Source organism: Mycolicibacterium celeriflavum, assembly GCF_010731795.1.
In the GTDB taxonomy this organism is placed as follows: domain Bacteria; phylum Actinomycetota; class Actinomycetes; order Mycobacteriales; family Mycobacteriaceae; genus Mycobacterium; species Mycobacterium celeriflavum.
Window position 1 is genome coordinate 3,513,555 of record NZ_AP022591.1, and the last position, 18,623, is coordinate 3,532,177.

Sequence of the window (18,623 nt, forward strand, 5' to 3'; positions counted from 1 at the left end):
TCACTCGAAAATGGCTGATACACAAGACGACTCGCAGCAACCCGAGGCTGATGTCCTCGCCGAGGCGACTCCCGAAGCCGAGGTTCAACTCGCACCCGAAAAGCCGTTGACCGCACCGGGCTCCGATGTCGCCGCCGGCGCGGCTCCGGGTTCCGACATGTCGGTCAACGAGATGCGTGAGTGGCTGCGCAACTGGATCGGCAACGCGACCGGCCAGTCGCCCGACTCGATCAACGAGTCCGCGCCGATGGTCGAACTCGGCCTCTCGTCACGCGACGCCGTCGCGATGGCCAGCGACATCGAGGACCTGACCGGTGTCACGCTGACCGCGACTGTGGCCTTCCGCCACCCCACGATCGAGTCGCTGGCGACGGTGATCATCGAGGGCGAGCCCGAACTCGAGCAGGGTGAAGACGACGAGGACTGGAGCCGCGACGACACGGCCGCCCGGGACATCGCCATCGTCGGGCTGGCCACCCGCTTCCCCGGCGACATGAACACCCCCGACCAGACGTGGCAGGCGCTGCTCGAGGGCCGCGACGCGATCAGCGACCTGCCCGAGGGCCGCTGGGAGGAGTTCCTCGGCGAGCCGCGCATCGCCGAGCGGGTCGCCAAGGCCCGCACCCGCGGCGGCTACCTGTCCGACATCAAGGGCTTCGACGCCGAATTCTTCGCGCTGTCGAAGATGGAGGCCGACAACGTCGATCCGCAGCAGCGGATGGCGCTCGAGCTGACGTGGGAGGCGCTGGAGAACGCCCGCATCCCGGCGTCGAGCCTGCGCGGCGGCAACGTCGGCGTCTACATCGGCAGCTCGCTGAACGACTACAGCTTCCTGGCGATGTCGGACCCCTCGGTCGCGCACCCGTACGCGATCACCGGCACGGCAAGCTCGATCATCGCCAACCGGGTCTCCTACTTCTACGACTTCCGCGGCCCGTCGGTGGCCGTCGACACCGCGTGCTCGAGCTCGCTGGTCGCCGCGCATCAGGGTGTGCAGGCGCTGCGCTCCGGAGAGGCCGACGTGGCGATCGTCGGCGGTGTCAACGCGTTGATCACCCCGCTGGTGACTGTCGGCTTCGACGAGGTCGGCGGCGTGCTCGCGCCCGACGGCCGGATCAAGTCCTTCTCGCAGGACGCCGACGGCTACGCCCGCTCCGAGGGCGGCGGCATGCTGGTGCTCAAGCGGGTGGCCGACGCCCGGCGCGACGGCGACGAGATCCTCGCCGTCATCGCCGGAAGCGCGGTCAACCACGACGGCCGGTCCAACGGCCTGCTGGCGCCGAACCCGGACGCGCAGGCCGAGGTGCTGCGCAAGGCGTACAGGGACGCGGGCATCAACCCGCGCTCCGTCGACTACATCGAGGCGCACGGCACCGGCACCATCCTCGGCGACCCGATCGAGGCCGACGCGCTCGGCCGGGTTGTCGGCAGGGGCCGCACGCCCGACAAGCCCGCGCTGCTGGGTGCGATCAAATCCAATGTGGGACACCTGGAGTCGGCTGCCGGCGCGGCGAGCCTGGCGAAGATGACGCTGGCACTGCGCAACGACAAGATCCCGCCGTCGATCAACTACGCCGGCCCCAATCCCTACATCGACTTCGACGGTGTGCACCTGAAGGTCGCCGACACCGTCACCGACTGGCCGCGTTACAGCGGGCACGCGATCACCGGGGTGTCCGGGTTCGGTTTCGGCGGCGCCAACGCCCACCTCGTGCTGCGCGAGGTGCTGCCCTCCGATCTCGTCGAGCCCGAACCCGAAGAGCCAGTCGCCGAGGCGACCGCAGCACCTTCCGAAGCAACCGCTGTCTATGTCGGCGGCGTGCGGATGGACGAGTACGGCGAGTTCATCGACGACGACTCAGAAGATGGAGACGCGCCGGACCGGCCCGCGGTCACCGTCGATGACGAACCCGAACTTCCCGGCCTGACCGACGAGGCGTTGCGGCTGCTGGAGGTCGCCCGCGAGGAGTTGGAGTCCGGCGAACTACCCACTCCCGTTGTGCCATTGGTCGTTTCGGGATTCCTGACGTCTCGCAAGAAAGCCACCGCGGCGGAGCTGGCCGACTGGATCGACAGTCCGGAGGGCCGCGAGTCATCGCTGGAGTCGATCGGCCGCGCGTTGTCGCGGCGCAACCACGGCCGCTCCCGCGCGGTGGTGCTGGCGCACGACCACGACGAGGCGGTCAAGGGGATGCGCGCGATCGCCGAGGGCAAACAACACCCGAGCGTGTTCAGCGCGGACGGCCCGGTCACCAATGGTCCGGTGTGGGTGCTGGCGGGATTCGGTGCGCAGCACCGCAAGATGGGCAAGAACCTGTACCTGCGCAACGAGGTCTTCGCCGAGTGGATCAACAAGGTCGACGCGCTCATCCAGGATGAACGGGGCTATTCGATCGTCGAGATGATCCTCGATGACGCGGTCGACTACACCAATGAGACCTGCGAATACCCCATCGAAGTCGTCCAGACGGTGATCTTCGCCCTGCAGATCGCCCTCGGTGAGCTGCTCAAGCACCACGGCGCGAAACCCGCTGCGGTGGTGGGCCAGTCGCTCGGCGAGGCTGCCGCCGCCTATTTCGCCGGCGGCCTGTCGCTGGAGGACGCCACCCGGGCCATCTGTTCGCGCGCTCACCTCATGGGTGAGGGCGAAGCGATGTTGTTCGGGGAATGGATCCGGTTGATGGCGCTGGTCGAGTACTCGGCCGACGAGATCGAGACCGTCTTTGCCGATTTCAAGGATCTCGAGGTGTGCGTGTACGCCGCACCTACCCAGACCGTCATCGGCGGCCCGCCCGACCAGGTCGATGCGATCATCGAGCGTTGCGAGCAAGAGGGCAAATTCGCGCGCAAGATGCAGACCAAGGGCGCCAGCCACACCTCGCAGATGGACCCGCTGCTGGGTGAGCTGGCCGCCGAACTCGTTGGCATCCAAGCGCATCCGCTGAAGATCGGGTACTTCTCGACGGTGCACGAGGGCCGCTACATCCGGCCCGGCGAGACGATCCACGACGTCGACTACTGGAAGAAGGGGCTGCGCCACAGCGTCTACTTCACCCACGGCATCCGCAATGCCGTCGACAACGGCCACACCACGTTCCTGGAGTTGGCGCCGAATCCCGTTGCGCTGATGCAGGTCGGCCTGACGACGGCGGCGGCAGGTCTTCACGACGCACAGTTGATCGCGACGCTGGCGCGCAAGCAGGACGAGGTCGACTCGATGACCGTGGCGATGGCGCAGCTGTTCGTGTACGGCCATGATCTGGACGTCCGCACGCTGTTCCCGCGACGGTCCAAGGGGCTGGGCGGGGCGCTGGATTTCGCGAACATCCCGCCGACGCGGTTCCGGCGCAAGCCGCACTGGCTCGACGCGCGGTTCACCGGGGACAGCTCGGTGATGATGCCCGGCAACCACGTCGCGACTCCGGACGGCCGGCATGTCTGGGAGTTCGCGCCGAAGGGTGAGCCGGATCTCGCCGCGCTGGTGAAAGCCGCTGCGGCGCAGGTGCTTCCGGACGCCAAGCTGGTCGCCTCCGAGCAGCGCGCCGTCCCCGGCGAGGGGGCGAGGCTGGTGACGACGCTGGCCCGTCATCCCGGCGGGGCCAGCGTGCAGGTGCACGCACGCATCGACGAGTCGTTCACGCTGGTGTACGACGCGGTGGTGAGCCGTGACGGTGCCGTCGGTGCATTGCCGGTCGCCGTCGGCGCCGGCACTGGTGTGGCTCAGCAGGTTTCGGCGGCGCCTGTCGGTGACGAGCCGCAGGCTGATGCGGAGATCCTGCAGGACAACCTCACGGCAGGCGCAGGCCTGGCGGCTGGCTTCGCCAAGTGGTCACCGGACTCCGGGGAGACCATCCACGACCGGTTGGGCGCAATCGTCGGCGGCGCGATGGGTTACGAGCCCGAGGACCTGCCCTGGGAGGTGCCGCTGATCGAACTCGGCCTCGATTCGCTGATGGCCGTGCGGATCAAGAACCGTGTCGAGTACGACTTCGACCTGCCACCGATCCAGCTGACCGCGGTGCGCGACGCCAACTTGTATGCCGTGGAGAAGCTGATCGAATACGCGATCGAGCACCGCGACGAGGTCGACCAGCTCGCCGAGCACCAGAAGTCCAAGACCGCAGAGGAGATCGCGGCCGAGCAGGCCGAGCTGATGGGCGGCGCGACGACCGTTGCCGAACTCGAGCAGGTCCTGGCCGAGCGGGGCGGTGAATCTCCGCTCACCAGTGCCGGCACGGCGACCTTCACCGACATCCCGCCGCCGCCGACGGATCCGAGCGGTCCCACGGGTCCAAACATCCCGCCGCCGCCGACGGATCCGAGCGGTCCCACCGGTCCGTCGGAGTCGACGGTCGCGGCGGCCGCCAAGGCACTCAGCCAGGAGGCGGTCACCGAGGCGCTGGGCACCGACGTGCCCCCGCGTGACGCCGCAGAACGTGTCACGTTCGCGACATGGGCGATCGTCACCGGCAAGTCGCCGGGCGGAATCTTCAACGAACTTACCGCGGTTGACGACTCGACCGCGAGCAAGATCGCCGAGCGGCTGACCGAACGCGTCGACGAGGGCAAGATCACCGCCGACGATGTCACCGGCGCAAAGACCATCGAGGAGTTGGCCACCACGGTCCGCGAGTACCTCGAGGGCGGCAAGGTCGACGGCTTCGTGCGGACCTTGCGCGCCCCACAGGAGGGCTCGAACCGGATCCCGGTGTTCGTCTTCCACGCCGCGGGCGGATCCACGGTGGTCTACGAGCCGCTGCTCAAACGGCTGCCGGCCGACACCCCGATGTACGGCATCGAACGGGTGGAGGGCTCGATCGAGGAGCGTGCCCGCGAGTACGTGCCGAAGCTGTTGGAGCTCAACGGTGATCGACCGTTCGCCCTGGCGGGCTGGTCGTTGGGCGGTGTGCTGGCCTACGCGTGCGCGATCGGGCTCAAGCAGGCCGGCGCCGATGTGCGGTTCGTCGGTCTCATCGACGCGGTCCGTCCGGGTGAGGAGATTCCGCAGACGCGGGAGGAGACCCGCGCCCGCTGGGATCGCTACGCGCGGTTCGCCGAGCGCACGTTCAACGTCGAGGTGCCCGAGATCCCTTACGAGGAACTCGAAAAGCTCGACGACGAGGGTCAGGTGAAGTTCGTCCTGGACGTGGTGAGCCAAAGCGGCGTGCAGATCCCGGGCGGCATCATCGAGCACCAGCGCACGTCGTACCTGGATCAGCGGGCCATCGACACCGCCGAGATCAAGCCGTACGACGGCAAGGTCACGCTGTACATGGCCGACCGCTACCACGACGACGCGATCTACTTCGAGCCGCGCTATGCCACCCGCAAGCCCGACGGTGGCTGGGGTGAGTTCGTCTCCGAACTCGAGGTCGTTCCGGTCGGGGGTGAGCACATCCAGGTGATCGACGAGCCGTACATTGCGAAGGTCGGTGCGCATATGAGCGAGGCGATCAGCCGGATCGAGAGCGAGAACGAGTGACCACCAAGACGACCGCAGAACTGCTGTCCGAACTCCGCGAAAAGCTGGAGCAGGCCAAGGAGCCCGGTGGCGAGAAGGCGGTGGCCAAGCGGGAGAAGAAGGGGATCCCGAGCGCGCGCGCCCGAATTCACGCGCTGGTCGACCCGGGCAGCTTTCTGGAGATCGGCGCGCTGGCGAAGACGCCCGGCGATCCGAACGCGTTGTTCGGCGACGGAGTGGTGACCGGTCACGGGAGAATCAACGGCAGGCCGGTCGGCGTGTTCAGCCACGACCAGACGGTGTTCCAGGGCTCGGTCGGCGAGATGTTCGGCCGCAAGGTGGCCAAGCTGATGGAGTGGGTGGCGATGGTCGGCTGCCCGATCATCGGCATCAACGACTCCGCGGGCGCCCGGATCCAGGACGCCGTGACATCGCTGGCGTGGTACGCCGAACTGGGCCGTCGCCATGAGTTGCTGCGCGGCTTGGTGCCCGAGATCTCCATCATTCTCGGCAAATGCGCGGGCGGAGCGGTGTATTCGCCGATCCAGACCGATCTGGTGGTGGCGGTGCGCGATCAGGGTTACATGTTCGTCACCGGACCCGATGTCATCAAGGACGTCACCGGTGAGGACGTGTCGCTCGACGAACTGGGCGGTGCCGACGCGCAGGCCCGCTACGGCAACATCCACCAGGTGGTGGAGAGCGAGGCCGCCGCGTTCCAGTACGTCCGCGACTACCTGGACTTCCTGCCCGCCAACACGTTCGACGACCCGCCGTTCGTCAACCCGGGCCTGGAACCCGAGACCACACCGCACGACTACGAGCTCGACACGATTGTGCCGGACAGCGACAACATGGCCTACGACATGCACGAGATCCTGCTGCGGATCTTCGACGACGGCGATGTGTTCGACGTGGCCGAGCAGCAGGGACCGGCGATTATCACCGCGTTCGCCCGTGTCGACGGCCGCCCGGTCGGAGTGGTCGCCAATCAGCCGATGCACTTGTCCGGCGCGATCGACAACGAGGCTTCCGACAAGGCGGCGCGGTTCATCCGATTCTGCGACTCCTACAATCTGCCACTGGTTTTCGTGGTCGATACGCCAGGGTTCATGCCGGGCGTCGAGCAGGAGAAGGGCGGCATCATCAAGCGCGGCGGCCGGTTCCTCAACGCCGTCGTCGAGGCCGACGTGCCGAAGGTGACGATCACGATCCGTAAGTCCTACGGCGGCGCGTATGCGGTGATGGGTTCCAAGCAGCTCTCCGCCGACCTGAACTTCGCATGGCCGACCGCACGGATCGCGGTGATCGGCGCCGAGGGTGCGGCACAGCTGTTGGTGAAGCGGTTCCCCGACCCGACCGCGCCGGAAGTCCAGAAGATCCGCGCCGACTTCATCGAGGGTTACAACCTCAACATGGCCACGCCGTGGATCGCGGCGGAGCGCGGGTTCATCGACGCGGTGATCCAGCCGCACGAGACCCGCCTTTTGCTGCGGAAGTCGATGAACTTGTTGCGCGACAAGCAAATCGACCGCGTGCAGCGCAAACACGGCCTCACCCCGATTTAGTTTCTGCAGCTCCTTCGCGAGGGCCCACCCCTTCTTCGCGAGCGTGCGTGTTTGCACACGACACGCCGCGGATTTTCGACAGTCTGCGCACCCTCGTCGCATTCTGAAGGTGCGCATAACGGTGCGCCGCCTAGTTCATGTCTCCAGCCGTGGTCGCGATGTCGTCGCCGAACCACTTCTCTTTGATCAGGTTGTAAGTGCCGTCTTCACGCATCCGGAACAGCGTCTGATTGATCGGTCTGCGCAGCGGACTGTCGATCTTGGTGACGAAGCCTTGGTCCTCTTCATGGAAAACCGGTCCGGCCATCACCGCCACACCCTCACCACGGTGGGCCACGTAGTACCGCAGTACGGGGGCATCGAAAACGACCGCATCGTAGCCCTCTTCACGCAATAGGTGGTAGGAGTCCTCGACGGTGGAGGTTTCGGTGGCATCAATGCCCATGCTCCGAAGAAACGTCGCGGCGGTGGTGCCTGCGACGGTGGCAACCGATTTGTCGTACAGGTCTGCGGGTCCGGTGATCTTGGCGTCCAGTTTGGCGACGGTCAACGTGGCGCTGAGGTTGGCCGAGCAATAGGCGATGAAGACGATGCCTGCAAAACCCCACAGGATCGCCAATGCTTTGGTGACCGTCTTCGTCGCGGAGGCGCTGTTCTTGCCCACCAGTGAGCCAATGCCCCAGCCGAACGATTGGACGATACCGGGAAAGTAGGCGCGCGACACGACTGGCTTGTGGCTACGGCGTTCGATGAGCCAAAAGGCATGTGCGGGAACCATACTGACGACCACGGCAGCGCTCAGCCAGATCAGCATCGTCCGGGACAGCAGGAGGTCGAGGTAGCCGCCCAAGCCGGGCACCGACGGCCGGGTGTCGTGGACGGGCACGATGATCTGCAAGCCGGCATCGAGCGTCGGGTGGGTGAAGTCGAACGACCGCTCCCGCTCCGCCGTCAACGAAATGCCTCCGACGGCCACCTTGGCCCCTCCGTCGGCGACCGCAGCCAATTGACCACGCACATCGCCGGTGTCGACGTAATCCGTCGACCAGTCGAGGCGTTTGGTGATCTCCTCCCACAACTCGACGCTGAACCCTGTCATCGCGCCGCTGCCGGTCGGCATGACGAATGGCTCCAGGGAGTGAACGGCGGCGGTGACCGTCCGCGTGCCCGGCGCGGGTGCAGGTGCGGGTTCGGGTTCGGCGGAAGCTCGCGGGGCGGAACCGGGTACTGCTGCGAACAGACACACCCAGAGAACGGTCACGGCCAGCGCATACCACCGCACACCCATGAGACGGTCGACCTCTTTCCACCTTGGCGGCTCTACGAACCATACAAGCCGCCCAATCCGCGGCCGCGGGCCACCGCAATGGGTCCCTAAATCGGCGGGAACTCCATCCAGTCGTCGACCATGAACGCGTCTCCCCGCGCGACGACCGTGGCGCCGCCATGGCCCGGGTAGTGCGCCGGCACCGCCGCGGCCCGACGCCGCGACGCCTCGGTCAGGATGCGTTTTCGCGTCGCCGCCGCCGCGTCGAAGTCTTCGTCCCAGCCGCACGGATCGTCCGGTCTGACAATCTGGATCGGGCAGTGCGTCAGGTCGCCGACGAAAACCGGCTCTCCTGACACTTCCGTGGGTTGATTTCTGAGATGTCTGGGGCGCACGTCGTTGTCGCTTAAGGTTTCTGGCTTGTCAAGGGTCAGGAACCAAGGGAGCGGGCAACGACGTGCGCAATGTGAGGTTATGGCGTGGGCTGCTGGGTGTCGACAAGCGCACGGTGATCGAGGCGGTCGAGTTCGAGGAATTCGAAGGCCAGGACGCCGAGGGCGCCGCACTGGTGGTGGCGCGGGTGCGGCCACGAAGCGGGTCTCACGGCGTTGTGGCCGCTGTGGCCGCAGGGCGTCTTGGTATGACCGGGGTGAGGGTCGACGCCGGTGGCGGGGCCTGGATTGGGGCACTGTGCAGGTGGTGCTGGAGGCCGAGGCGCCGCGGGTGAACTGCCCCACCCACGGGCCGACGGTGGCGGCGGTGCCGTGGGCGCGTCATCACGCCGGACACACTTTGGCCTTCGATGACACGGTGGCCTGGTTGGCGGTGGCGTGCTCGAAAACCGCGGTGTGCGAGTTGATGCGGGTCGCCTGGCGCACCGTCGGCGCGATCGTGGCCCGGGTCTGGGCCGACACCGAGAAGACCTTCGACCGGTTCGCGGGCCTGCGCCGCATCGGCATCGACGAGATCTCCTACAAACGCCACCACAAGTACTTGACGGTGGTCGTTGATCACGACAGCGGCCGGCTGGTGTGGGCCGCACCCGGGCGCGACACCAAGACGCTGCGGCGGTTCTTCGACGCCTTGGGCGCCCAGCGGTGCGCACAGATCACCCACGTCTCCGCTGATGCCGCCGACTGGATCGCCGACGTCGTCGCCCAACGCTGCCCGGCCGCGATCCGTTGTGCGGATCCGTTCCATGTGGTGGCCTGGGCCACCGAGGCACTCGACGTCGAGCGGCGCCGGGCCTGGAACGACGCGCGAGCGCTGGCGCGCACCGAGCCCACGTGGGGCCGGGGTCGGCCCGGTAAGGACACCGCGCCGCGGCCGGGCCGTGAGCACGCCCGCAAGCTCAAGGGGGCCCGCTACGCGTTGTGGAAGAACCCCGAAGACCTCACCGAACGCCAGAACGCCAAACTGGCCTGGATCGCCAAGACCGACACCCGCCTCTATCGCGCCTATCTGCTCAAAGAGGGCTTACGGCATGTGTTCTCGGTCAAAGGCGAGGAAGGCAAACAGGCCCTGGACAAGTGGACCTCCTGGGCGCGGCGTTGCCGCATCCCGGTGTTCGTCGAGCTCGCCGGCCGCATCGTGCGCCACCGGGTGGCCATCGACGCCACGCTCGATCACGGCCTCTCCCAAGGACTGATCGAATCCACCAACACCAAGATCCGACTCCTGACCCGCATCGCGTTCGGATTTCGCTCCCCAGACGCACTCATCGCCCTGGCCATGCTCGCCCTCGGCGGCCACCGCCCCGCGCTACCAGGACGCATCAACCACCCACGGATCAGTCAGTAGAGCCCGAAAACCGCGGGTTTACCGGCGTCAAGCCACACCACCGACGACCCGGGGGTGTGGCCCGCCGCGGGGCGAAGCCACAGCGACTGGCTGAGTTGATGGTCGCCGGACCACAACTCGATCTGAGGCTCGACGGGAGAAACGCTGTCGTCGAACACCGTTCGCACATGCCGTTGCACTGATTCCTCATCCTCGGTCCGCGGCGTCGACGACTGCGCCGGACCGTCGGGACCGAAGTGCCGATAGTCGGCTTCGGGGACCAGGTAACGGGCGTTGGGAAACGTCGGAACCCATGAGTCGTTGAGACACAGCGTATTCCACCCCACGTGGTCGAAATGCAGATGTGTGTTGACGACGACGTCCACCTCCGCCGGGTCGAATCCTGCGGCGCGGAACGAAGCAAGGAACTCGGTCTGCAAGCCCGACAGCACGGCCATCCGCGGGCGCGACTTGTCGTTGCCCGCGCCGGTGTCGACCAGCACGGTCAGCCCGTCGACCTCGATCACCCAGATCTGCAATGCGATGCGCCATCCGGACTCGGCCCAGTATGTCGGTGAGAACTCGTCGGCATGTTTGGACCAGGCGTCCGCGGGTGTGTGCGGGAACACCGCCTTCGGCAAGTCGTCGACCTGCCACTCGACGACGCGGGTGAGCGCCGCGGCGCCGAGCCGAATCTGGTCCACCGCCTCAGATTAGATGACGCGTACACAGTCACGCCCGCTCACAGCGTCACGAGCGTGCACATAGTGTCGAAAATCCGCGGTGTGTCGTGTGCAGACATGCACGCTCGCCGATAAAGGTCGCGGCGTTCGCGCCAATTGTTACGGCTTGATGCGGATGTGGCCGGGGCTGTACAACCCGCTGCGCGTAGCCGTGCCGAAGTCCAGCGTCGCCGGCGTCGCACCCTGCGCCTCGGGGGTCATGTCGAACTTGCGCAGCGAACCCCAGTCGCGGCCCCAGTCCTTCGACAGATACGTCGCCATCACGTGTGCACGCAGCAACAGATCAGTGATGCCGAGCAGTCCGCCGTTGAGCCCGTCCTGCCAGGTGTCGGTGTCTTTGCGCTTGGCGTTGTAGTCCGGTGTGATGCGGAAATTCGGAATCTCTGTGACGCCGTTGGCGTGCAGCATCGGCTGCTGGCACGGGAACGCCAGGCCGACGGCCCAGTCCATCAGCACCGGCTGCTCCGATCCGACGTACTCCTGAACGGAGCGTACCTCGGGCACCCGCGGCGGCGTGACGGCCAGCCAGTCGCCCGTCGTCAGCGAACGGTCTTCGGCGACAACGCGAACCGCGACTGCATCGGATGGAATGTCGGCACGCGGGAACCGCAAGTTTCGCCACGACGGGATCGGGCCCAGATCATAGGGAACCAACCGCCCGGCGGGCACCGGCGCACCGTCCGGGCCGCGGCGCGCGTACTCCAATTCGACGGCCTCGCCCTCGGTGCGCCCGTTGAACACGCTGTCGCCGGTGATGGTGCCCGCCGCGGTGATGACGACAAGCGGATGCGCGTCGTCGGCGGGCGGCAGTTCATACCACGCCGACGTCAGCGTGCTCTGCTGTTGCGGGCCCTCGACGTAGCTGCCCGCGAGCGGCACCCGCTTAGGATCGAGCCCGTACGGCAGCGGCACCGTGGACCCGTTGACCCCCGGAGTCTTGAGCTTTGTCGGCTGGTCCCAATCGTAATCGGTACCCGGCATCGGGAGGTTGACCCGGATCGCCTCGGCGACAATGTCTTCCGGAACCCCGCTGGGGGAGAAGCCGACCGGTCCGACGCCGCCCAGCGGTCCCAGCGGCCCGTAATCGCCGGGCAGCGGCTCGAGGAACCCGTCGTTGGTGTCGGGTTCGACGAGCACATCGTCGGCCAGGCCGCAGCCGCCGGTGAAGGCTCGCAGGTTGGCCCATCCGTTCGAGTACGTCGGATACTGGCGTACCACGCCGATGAGCATCGAACCGACGAACACCACCACCATGAACCCCGCGACGACCGGGATTGGCGCGGCGGTCAGCGCCCGCGCGATGCGGCCTTCACCGCGGGTTCGTGACGAGAAGTGCAGCCACGCCGCCCACAGGGCAGCGATCGCAAACAGCACGAAAAAGATTGTGCTTAACGTGATTCCGCCGACTGCAGGCTTGTCGTTGTTGAACGGTACGCCGAAGCTGGACACATACCACCAGCCGTTGGTGGTCGCGAAACACAACGCCAGCACGAACAACACCGCGGCCAGGAACGCCATCCGGTTGCGGGACCAGGCCAGCACCTTCGGTGACATCAACACGGTCGCCAGGGCCGCCATCGCGGCGCCCACCGCGGCGAAGAGACCGAAGTGGTGCACCCACTTGGTCGGGGTGAACATCAGGAAGAACATGGTGCCGAGGATGATGCCCATCAGCCGCCACGCCGGGCCGCGCGCGACACCGGCGATCCGCTTGCGCCGCAGCATGACGAACATCGACGCGAACAGCGCCAGCGCGGTGATCAGGAAGCCGAAGCGCCGTGACAGCGACCCATCGACGGTCGGCAGGATCAGGTAGTAGTAGCGCAGGTTCTCGGTGTACCACTCCTGGTTCGGGCCGATCGCGGTGCGAATCCTGGTGGCTTCCAACACCGTCGCGATGGTCTGGTCGAAGAAGACCACCGTCAGGATCACCGTGCCGGCCGCAAGCAGCGGCAGCACCAGCGGCCAGGTTCCCACGACGCGGCGCCGTCGCACCAGGATCCGCAACAGCGGACGGCCGCCGGCCAGCAGCGCGGCCACCGCGATCAGGCCGGTCGGCTGGATGCCCAGCGTGAACGCCGCCGTGATGATCGCGAACGCGGCCGGAGTGAGCCGGCCCGAGCTGATGGCCCGCTCGATCAGCACGTAGGTGATCAGGGCGCCGGTGGCGATCTGCCCTTCCGGGCGCAGCCCGTTGTTGAACGGCATCCACGCCGCCAGCAGCACCAGGCCCGCCGCCCACAGTGCGGGCTTGCTGGCCGCCACGGCGGGCCCCAGCCTCGGCAGCACCTCCCGGGACAGCAAGAGCCAGCACACGATTCCGCACACCAGGTCCGGCAGCCGCATCCAGATGCTCGCGTCGCTGACGCTGGTCATCATCGCCAGCAGGTTGTAGTACCAGCCGAACGGATCCTCGGGGCTGCCGAACCAGCGGAAGTAGTTCGACATGTAGCCGGCGTGCCCGGCCACCCGTGCCATGCCCAGGATGTAACCGTCGTCGGAAGAGTTGGCCCCGATCACGTGCCAGACCATGAAGCCGCCGACCACCACCACGTCGGTGGCGGTGAACGTGCGCCAGCGCTGCGGGATCAGCCGCCGCATCCGTCGACCGTCCATTCGGTCCAGTCGCCACAGGGCCAGCAGGGCGATCGCGGTCGACACGATGGCCAGCACCATCGCCGTCAGCTTCAACGGCGTTGGCGTGGTGGTGAATCGGGTGTCGATCTCCGCCGACAGGCTCAATCCCGGTGGCGCCGGGCCGGTCAGGTCGGTGAAAACGCCGACGATCGCGGGGCGCAGATTCGGATCCGGAAATCCGCTGTACTGCGGCGAGCCGTCCCGTTTGGTCAGCCCGACGAATGTCGCGAAGGTGCCCTCCTCGGAGGACGTGATCTCGATCCTCTGGCAGTCGGGCCCAACGACGCGTGCGCGAGGCACGCTGGCCACCACGACGTTTCGGTCGGTGATGTCGACGCGTTGGGCGTTGACCGTGACGAACAGGCTCTGGAGAGCGGCCTGCTTGCCGTCCTTGGGCGCGGTGCCCAACACCACCCCGCCGCGGGCGGGCATGTCCCGGATCACCTCGCACGGCACCGTCACCGACATCCTGACCGGGGTCTGCGAGATCAACGGCGCGGTGACACTGTTCAGTTGACCCTGCTGTGGCCAGTTCAAGGTGGCGGTGGTCTGCTCGACCGGAAGCAGGGGCGTGGCCACCGACAGGACGAATCCGATCAGCCCGGCGATGGCCGCGACCCAACGGGCGATATTCACATCACTCATGGCTCGACTCACGGCAGCGCCCTGATGGGTCCGTTGCGGCTCCAGCCGAACACTCGCGTCGTGCCTTGTTCGACGACCGCGTCCGGCGCCTGCGACTCGGGCACCACGCGGTTGTAGCGCTCGATCGAGCCCCAGTCCCGGTACCAGTCGTCACGCAGGTAGGTCGGCACGGTCGACGTGCGCAGCAGCGCCTGGATGAACAGGAACGGACCGCCGTCCTGAGCGGACTGCCACTGATTCGAGGACACGACCACCTGCTTGAGGTTCGGAAGGATCCGGTACTCCGGCAGTTCGGCGATGCCGAGATGTTCGGAGAACGGGCGCTGGCATGGGAAATTCGCCGCCGTGGCGATGTCCATCAGCACGGGTGTCTGCGCGCCGAGGAACTGCTGGGCAGTCTGCAACACCGGTACCCGCGGCGGGGTGAACGCGAACCACTGATCGGTCGACAGGTTCGGGTCGTCGGCCACGATGCGGGCGACGTTCGCCTCCGGCGGCGCCCAGGCGAGCGGGAATCGCAAGTTGCGCCAAGCCTTCTGGGGGCCGGGACCGATGTCGATCGGCTGTACCTCGGCCAGCGGCTGGTAGCTGCCGTCGGGGCGGTGCACACCCCACTGCAGCTTGAGGGACTGCCCGTAGTTGAACGAGCCGTCTTCCTCGTAGAACCAGATGGCGCCCGCGGCAGCGACCGTGACCAACGGTCGATCGGGGGTGCGGGGCGGAAGCTGGTACCAGGCCGAAGTGACCTTGGCCGCAACGTCGTTCTCGTCGTAGCTGCCCATCACCGGCGTGCGGTCGGGGTCGAGACCGAACGGCAGGAAGACGTTCGAACCGTTCACCCCGACCGGGCCGTAGCCGCCGCCGGTTCCGGCCGCGAAACCGATGCCGATGTTCGGCTCGTTCGGCGAGCCGTCGGAGTTCACCGTGCCGGGGTTCGCGGTGATCGGCTCGGGCGGATCCAGCGTGTCGCTGACCCCGTTGGGCGTGAAACCGACCGGGTCCTCACCGCCCAGTGGACCGTACTCGCCGAAGCGTTGGCCCGGAACTGGTTGCAGCATACCGGCATTCGTGTCGGCCTCGACCAGCACGTCGTCGGCCATCGCGCAACTGGTGTCCGAGAGCCCCGACTTCAGTGCCGAGAAATTCGCCTTGGCGGTGGTGTAGACGGGGTAGCGCTGCACGGCGCCCTTGGCCATCGAGCCCACCTCGAGCACCACCATGATGGTCGCCACCACCAGCAGCGGCGTCGACGCGAGCACCCGGTTGCGCCGGGTGTCGGCGACCTGCGTGTGCCCGGCGTAGTCCATCCGGAAGTGCAGCCATCCGGCGAGCAGGCCGGTGGCGATCGCCAGCACGAGGAAGATGGTCATCACGGGGATGCCGGCCAGCACCGGCTGCTTGTCGAACCACGGCACGCCGTAGTTTCCGACGTAGAACCAGCCGTTGATACCCGATGTCGCCCAAGCCAATACGAACAGCAGCGCGGTGACGTACAGCGCGAGGTTACGTCGGCTGTGCAGGCCGACGCGGGCGAACGCGAACGCGGTGACCGCCCCGAGCGCACCCGCCAGCGCGGCGAACACGCCGAACTGCACGGCCCACTTGGTCGGCGTGAACGTCAACAGGAGCAGGCCGATCGCGGTCGATCCGATCAGCCGCCAGACCGGGCCGCGGGCCATGCCGGGGACGCCCCCGCGCCGCAGCAGCACGGCCAGCATCCCGAACAGGCAGAGCATCAACACCAGCACCGCGAAGCGTCGGGTCAGCGACGAGTCGACGCTGTCCTCGACGGTGAGGAAGTAGTAGCGAAGGAACTCCTGGTACCAGGCGATGGTCGGCCCCACCACATATTTGATGCGTGCCGACTCGGCGACGGTCGCCAGGGTCTGGTCCCGGAACACCACCACGAAGATCAGGGCGAGCGCCGCCAGCAGCGCGGCCAGCGGCGCCAGCACGCCGTCGACCGGACGACGGGCGCGGACGGTGCGCACGATCGCGCGGCCCCCGACCAGCAGCGGCGCGATCGCGATCAGCCCCTGCGGGGCCAGTGTCACGCTGAACACGGCGACGACGATCGCCAACGCGGCGGGCCACGTCCGCCGGGTGGCGACCGCGTTCTCGACCAGCACCCACACCGCGACGGTGCCGAATGCAATCAGCGGTTCGGGACGCAGGCCGTTGTTGAACGGCAGCCAGGCCGCCAGGAACACCGCCCCCGCGGTCCACACCGCGACCTTGTTCACCGCCAGTCGGCGGCCGAGTCTTGGCAGCACGCATCGGCTGACGATCAGCCACGCGCCGATCGCGGCCAGCGTCGCGGGCAGTCGCATCCACACGCTCGCGGTGCTGATCGTCGCGAAGGCCGCAAGCACCGACTGGTACCAGTCGAACGGCGCCTCGGTGGCGCCGAAGAAGCGGTAGTAGTTCGCGGTATAGCCGGCCTCGTTCGAGGCGCGCGCGATCGTCAGGTTGTAGCCGTCGTCGGATGACAAGGCGCCGATGATGTGCCACAGAAGAAGGGTGCCGACGACGCCGGCGTCGGCCAGCCAGTGCCCGAGACCGACCCGCCAGAACCGCCGCCAGGCCCGCGGCACGCGGCGGCGGTGCCGGCGGTCGAGCACCGCCAACGCAACGATCGACGCGATCACGCTCGCCACCCCGAGCACCATCGCCACGAGCTTGAGCGCGGTCGGCGAGCTGATGAACCGGGTATCGACGTCGATTCGCGCCGACAGCCCGTCCTGCGCCGCCACCTTCAGATCGGTGAAGATACCGGCGACCTGCGGCTTCTCCTCGGGGGGCAGGGTCCCTGCGGCACCGGGTAATCCGACGAAGTCGGCGCCGACCTGCCCCGGGTTCGCCCAGATGTGCAGCGTGCTGCAAGCGCCAGCGCCCGCGTCGGATTCCATCGCGGCCCGCGGCGCGACCGCGGCGACGGAGTCGCGGAAGGCCACCACCACCAGGTCCTTGGTGGCCCGCACGAAGAGCCCGTTGCGGCTGGCGTCGATCCCGCCCGGCGGGACCGTCGACAACACCAGGCCGCCGGCCTCGGGCAGGGTGGCGACGGCCCGGCAAGGGATCGAGATGTCGAGGGACTGCGGCGCGCCGGAGACCAGCGGCGCGGTGATGTCGGTGACGAAACCGTCTGGACCGGGCGCTTGCGGCCACAGGATCGTCGCGGTGGTCTGCTTCACCGGCAGCAGCGGGACCAGCCCGCACAGCAACACACCGGCGATGCCCGCGACGACGGCGATCAGTCGCGCGAACCGGTGGGTCCGCTGATCTTCGTCGCGTGGCACGAGGGTCGATGGTAGGCGACGGAAATGTGCGCGCCGCTGATGCGGGGCCGAGCGGCCTCGAGGTGTTGGTTGGTGGCGGCTTCCGCCACACCCCGGACCTGGCCGGTTCCGCTAGCGGCTTTGCGCTCTAAGAGGTTGATCCCCCGCACCAGGTGCATGCGATCAACCGGTTAAGCCGTTATCCACAGCCGCGGTTACGGCAGGTTGGCCATCGGGGGGTGGCGGGGTCACGCTTACCCTGTGGCGCGTTGGCATCTTGGGCATGTCGAGGGCATCTCGTGGGCGCAGAACGGAGTTGTTTCACGTCGCCAAATTCTGGCCGCAGCCGGCACCGATGACGACATCGCCCGATTGCTGCGCCGTCGCGAATTGACCTACGTCCACCGAGGCGTCTACGTGAACCACAGCGGCCGCCTCACGCAGGAGCAGCGTCACTGGGCCGCGGTGCAGGCGTTCTGGCCCGCCGCGTTGGCACATGCGTCGGCGCTGCCCGATCCGCCGACGACGGTCGTGCACGTCGCCGTTGACCAGGCGCGCAATCTGCACCCGTTGCCACGAATCGTGCTGCACCGGACGCCCGACTTCGAGCAACGCGCCGAACTCGACCGCAGCCCGCCGGCAATTCGCTTGGAGCACGCGCTGATTGACGTGGCGAGCAGGGAACTTCACGACGAGCACCTCGCGGACGCATTCGCCGTACTCGCGCGGGTGTGTGCCACGCGGCGGACCACCCCCCAGCGGATATTGGTGACGCTGGCGACTCGCCAACGTGTTTCCGGTCGGCGCACGCTGGAGGCAATGCTCACCGATCTTCGAGACGGCGCATGCTCGGTGCTGGAGCGCGGCTACCTGCACACAGTCGAGCGCGCCCACGGGTTGCCGCGAGGGCAGCGTCAGACTCGAAGCACCGCGACCGGCCGGTCCACCTTCCAGGATGTGCGCTACCCCCGACAAGGGGTGGTGGTCGAACTCGACGGCCGCGCGTTTCACGATTCGCCGCAGGACCGCGATCGCGATGCACTTCGTGATCTCGCGGAGCTGAGCCGGTCAGACCTCGTCACAATCCGGCTGACCTACGGACTCGTCTTCGGCGATGCATGCCGCACTGCCCTCCTGATCGGTGACGTGCTCCGTCGCCGCGGCTGGGCCGGTGGGCTGCGAAGCTGCCCGAAGTGCCCACCCGTGATCGCGTTAGCGGGTTGATCCCCGGCACCAGGTGCATGC

General features: G+C 67.4%; 7 protein-coding genes and 2 pseudogenes. 4 read left to right on the forward strand and 5 right to left on the reverse strand.

Annotation, left to right across the window (positions count from 1 at the left end; genetic code table 11):
* The first annotated feature begins 10 nt into the window (after positions 1 to 10).
* Positions 11 to 5,482 (forward strand): polyketide synthase Pks13, encoded by a 5,472-nt coding sequence (pks13, locus tag G6N18_RS17025; RefSeq protein WP_083006829.1) that lies wholly within the window; start codon positions 11 to 13, stop codon positions 5,480 to 5,482.
* The gene (locus G6N18_RS17030; protein WP_067225560.1) at positions 5,479 to 7,029 is read left to right on the forward strand and encodes an acyl-CoA carboxylase subunit beta; all 1,551 of its coding nucleotides are present in this window, start codon (positions 5,479 to 5,481) and stop codon (positions 7,027 to 7,029) included. Before pks13 ends, G6N18_RS17030 begins: the two co-directional genes overlap by 4 nt.
* A gap of 130 nt (positions 7,030 to 7,159) precedes the next feature.
* Here G6N18_RS17030 and G6N18_RS17035 read toward each other — a convergent pair whose 3' ends face one another.
* Both G6N18_RS17035 and G6N18_RS17040 read right to left on the reverse strand, forming a co-directional pair.
* Positions 7,160 to 8,317: a transporter substrate-binding domain-containing protein gene (locus G6N18_RS17035; protein WP_083006831.1), complete on the reverse strand. Its 1,158-nt coding sequence runs from the start codon at positions 8,315 to 8,317 to the stop codon at positions 7,160 to 7,162.
* A gap of 86 nt (positions 8,318 to 8,403) precedes the next feature.
* Positions 8,404 to 8,652: pseudogene (locus G6N18_RS17040) on the reverse strand (MBL fold metallo-hydrolase); the annotation flags it as partial.
* Positions 8,653 to 8,753: 101 nt separating this feature from the next.
* On the opposite strand from G6N18_RS17040, the pseudogene G6N18_RS17045 reads away from it, so the two are divergent.
* Positions 8,754 to 10,096, forward strand: a pseudogene (locus G6N18_RS17045) (ISL3 family transposase).
* On the opposite strand, the gene G6N18_RS17050 reads toward G6N18_RS17045, so the two are convergent.
* The 3 genes from G6N18_RS17050 to G6N18_RS17060 form a co-directional block, all read right to left on the reverse strand.
* Positions 10,090 to 10,779, reverse strand: coding sequence for an MBL fold metallo-hydrolase (locus G6N18_RS17050; RefSeq protein WP_083000467.1), 690 nt, complete (start codon positions 10,777 to 10,779; stop codon positions 10,090 to 10,092). The pseudogene G6N18_RS17045 and the gene G6N18_RS17050 sit on opposite strands and share 7 nt — an antisense overlap.
* A gap of 138 nt (positions 10,780 to 10,917) precedes the next feature.
* Entirely contained in the window at positions 10,918 to 14,100 is a 3,183-nt protein-coding gene (locus tag G6N18_RS17055) for an arabinosyltransferase domain-containing protein (protein WP_083000465.1), read from the reverse strand.
* An 8-nt stretch (positions 14,101 to 14,108) separates the two neighbouring features.
* Entirely contained in the window at positions 14,109 to 17,399 is a 3,291-nt protein-coding gene (locus G6N18_RS17060) for an arabinosyltransferase domain-containing protein (RefSeq protein WP_083000463.1), read from the reverse strand.
* A gap of 240 nt (positions 17,400 to 17,639) precedes the next feature.
* Between G6N18_RS17060 and G6N18_RS17065 the strand changes: the two genes are divergently transcribed.
* Positions 17,640 to 18,602, forward strand: coding sequence for a putative endonuclease domain-containing protein (locus G6N18_RS17065; protein WP_083000461.1), 963 nt, complete (start codon positions 17,640 to 17,642; stop codon positions 18,600 to 18,602).
* Positions 18,603 to 18,623 lie beyond the last annotated feature (21 nt).

Bases quoted from the DNA above. Each gene is read 5' to 3' on its own strand.
- G6N18_RS17055 (WP_083000465.1), bottom strand. From the start codon at position 14,100: ATGAGTGATGTGAATATCGCCCGTTGGGTCGCGGCCATCGCCGGGCTG.
- G6N18_RS17035 (WP_083006831.1), bottom strand. From the start codon at position 8,317: ATGGGTGTGCGGTGGTATGCGCTGGCCGTGACCGTTCTCTGGGTGTGT.
- pks13 (WP_083006829.1), top strand. From the start codon at position 11: ATGGCTGATACACAAGACGACTCGCAGCAACCCGAGGCTGATGTCCTC.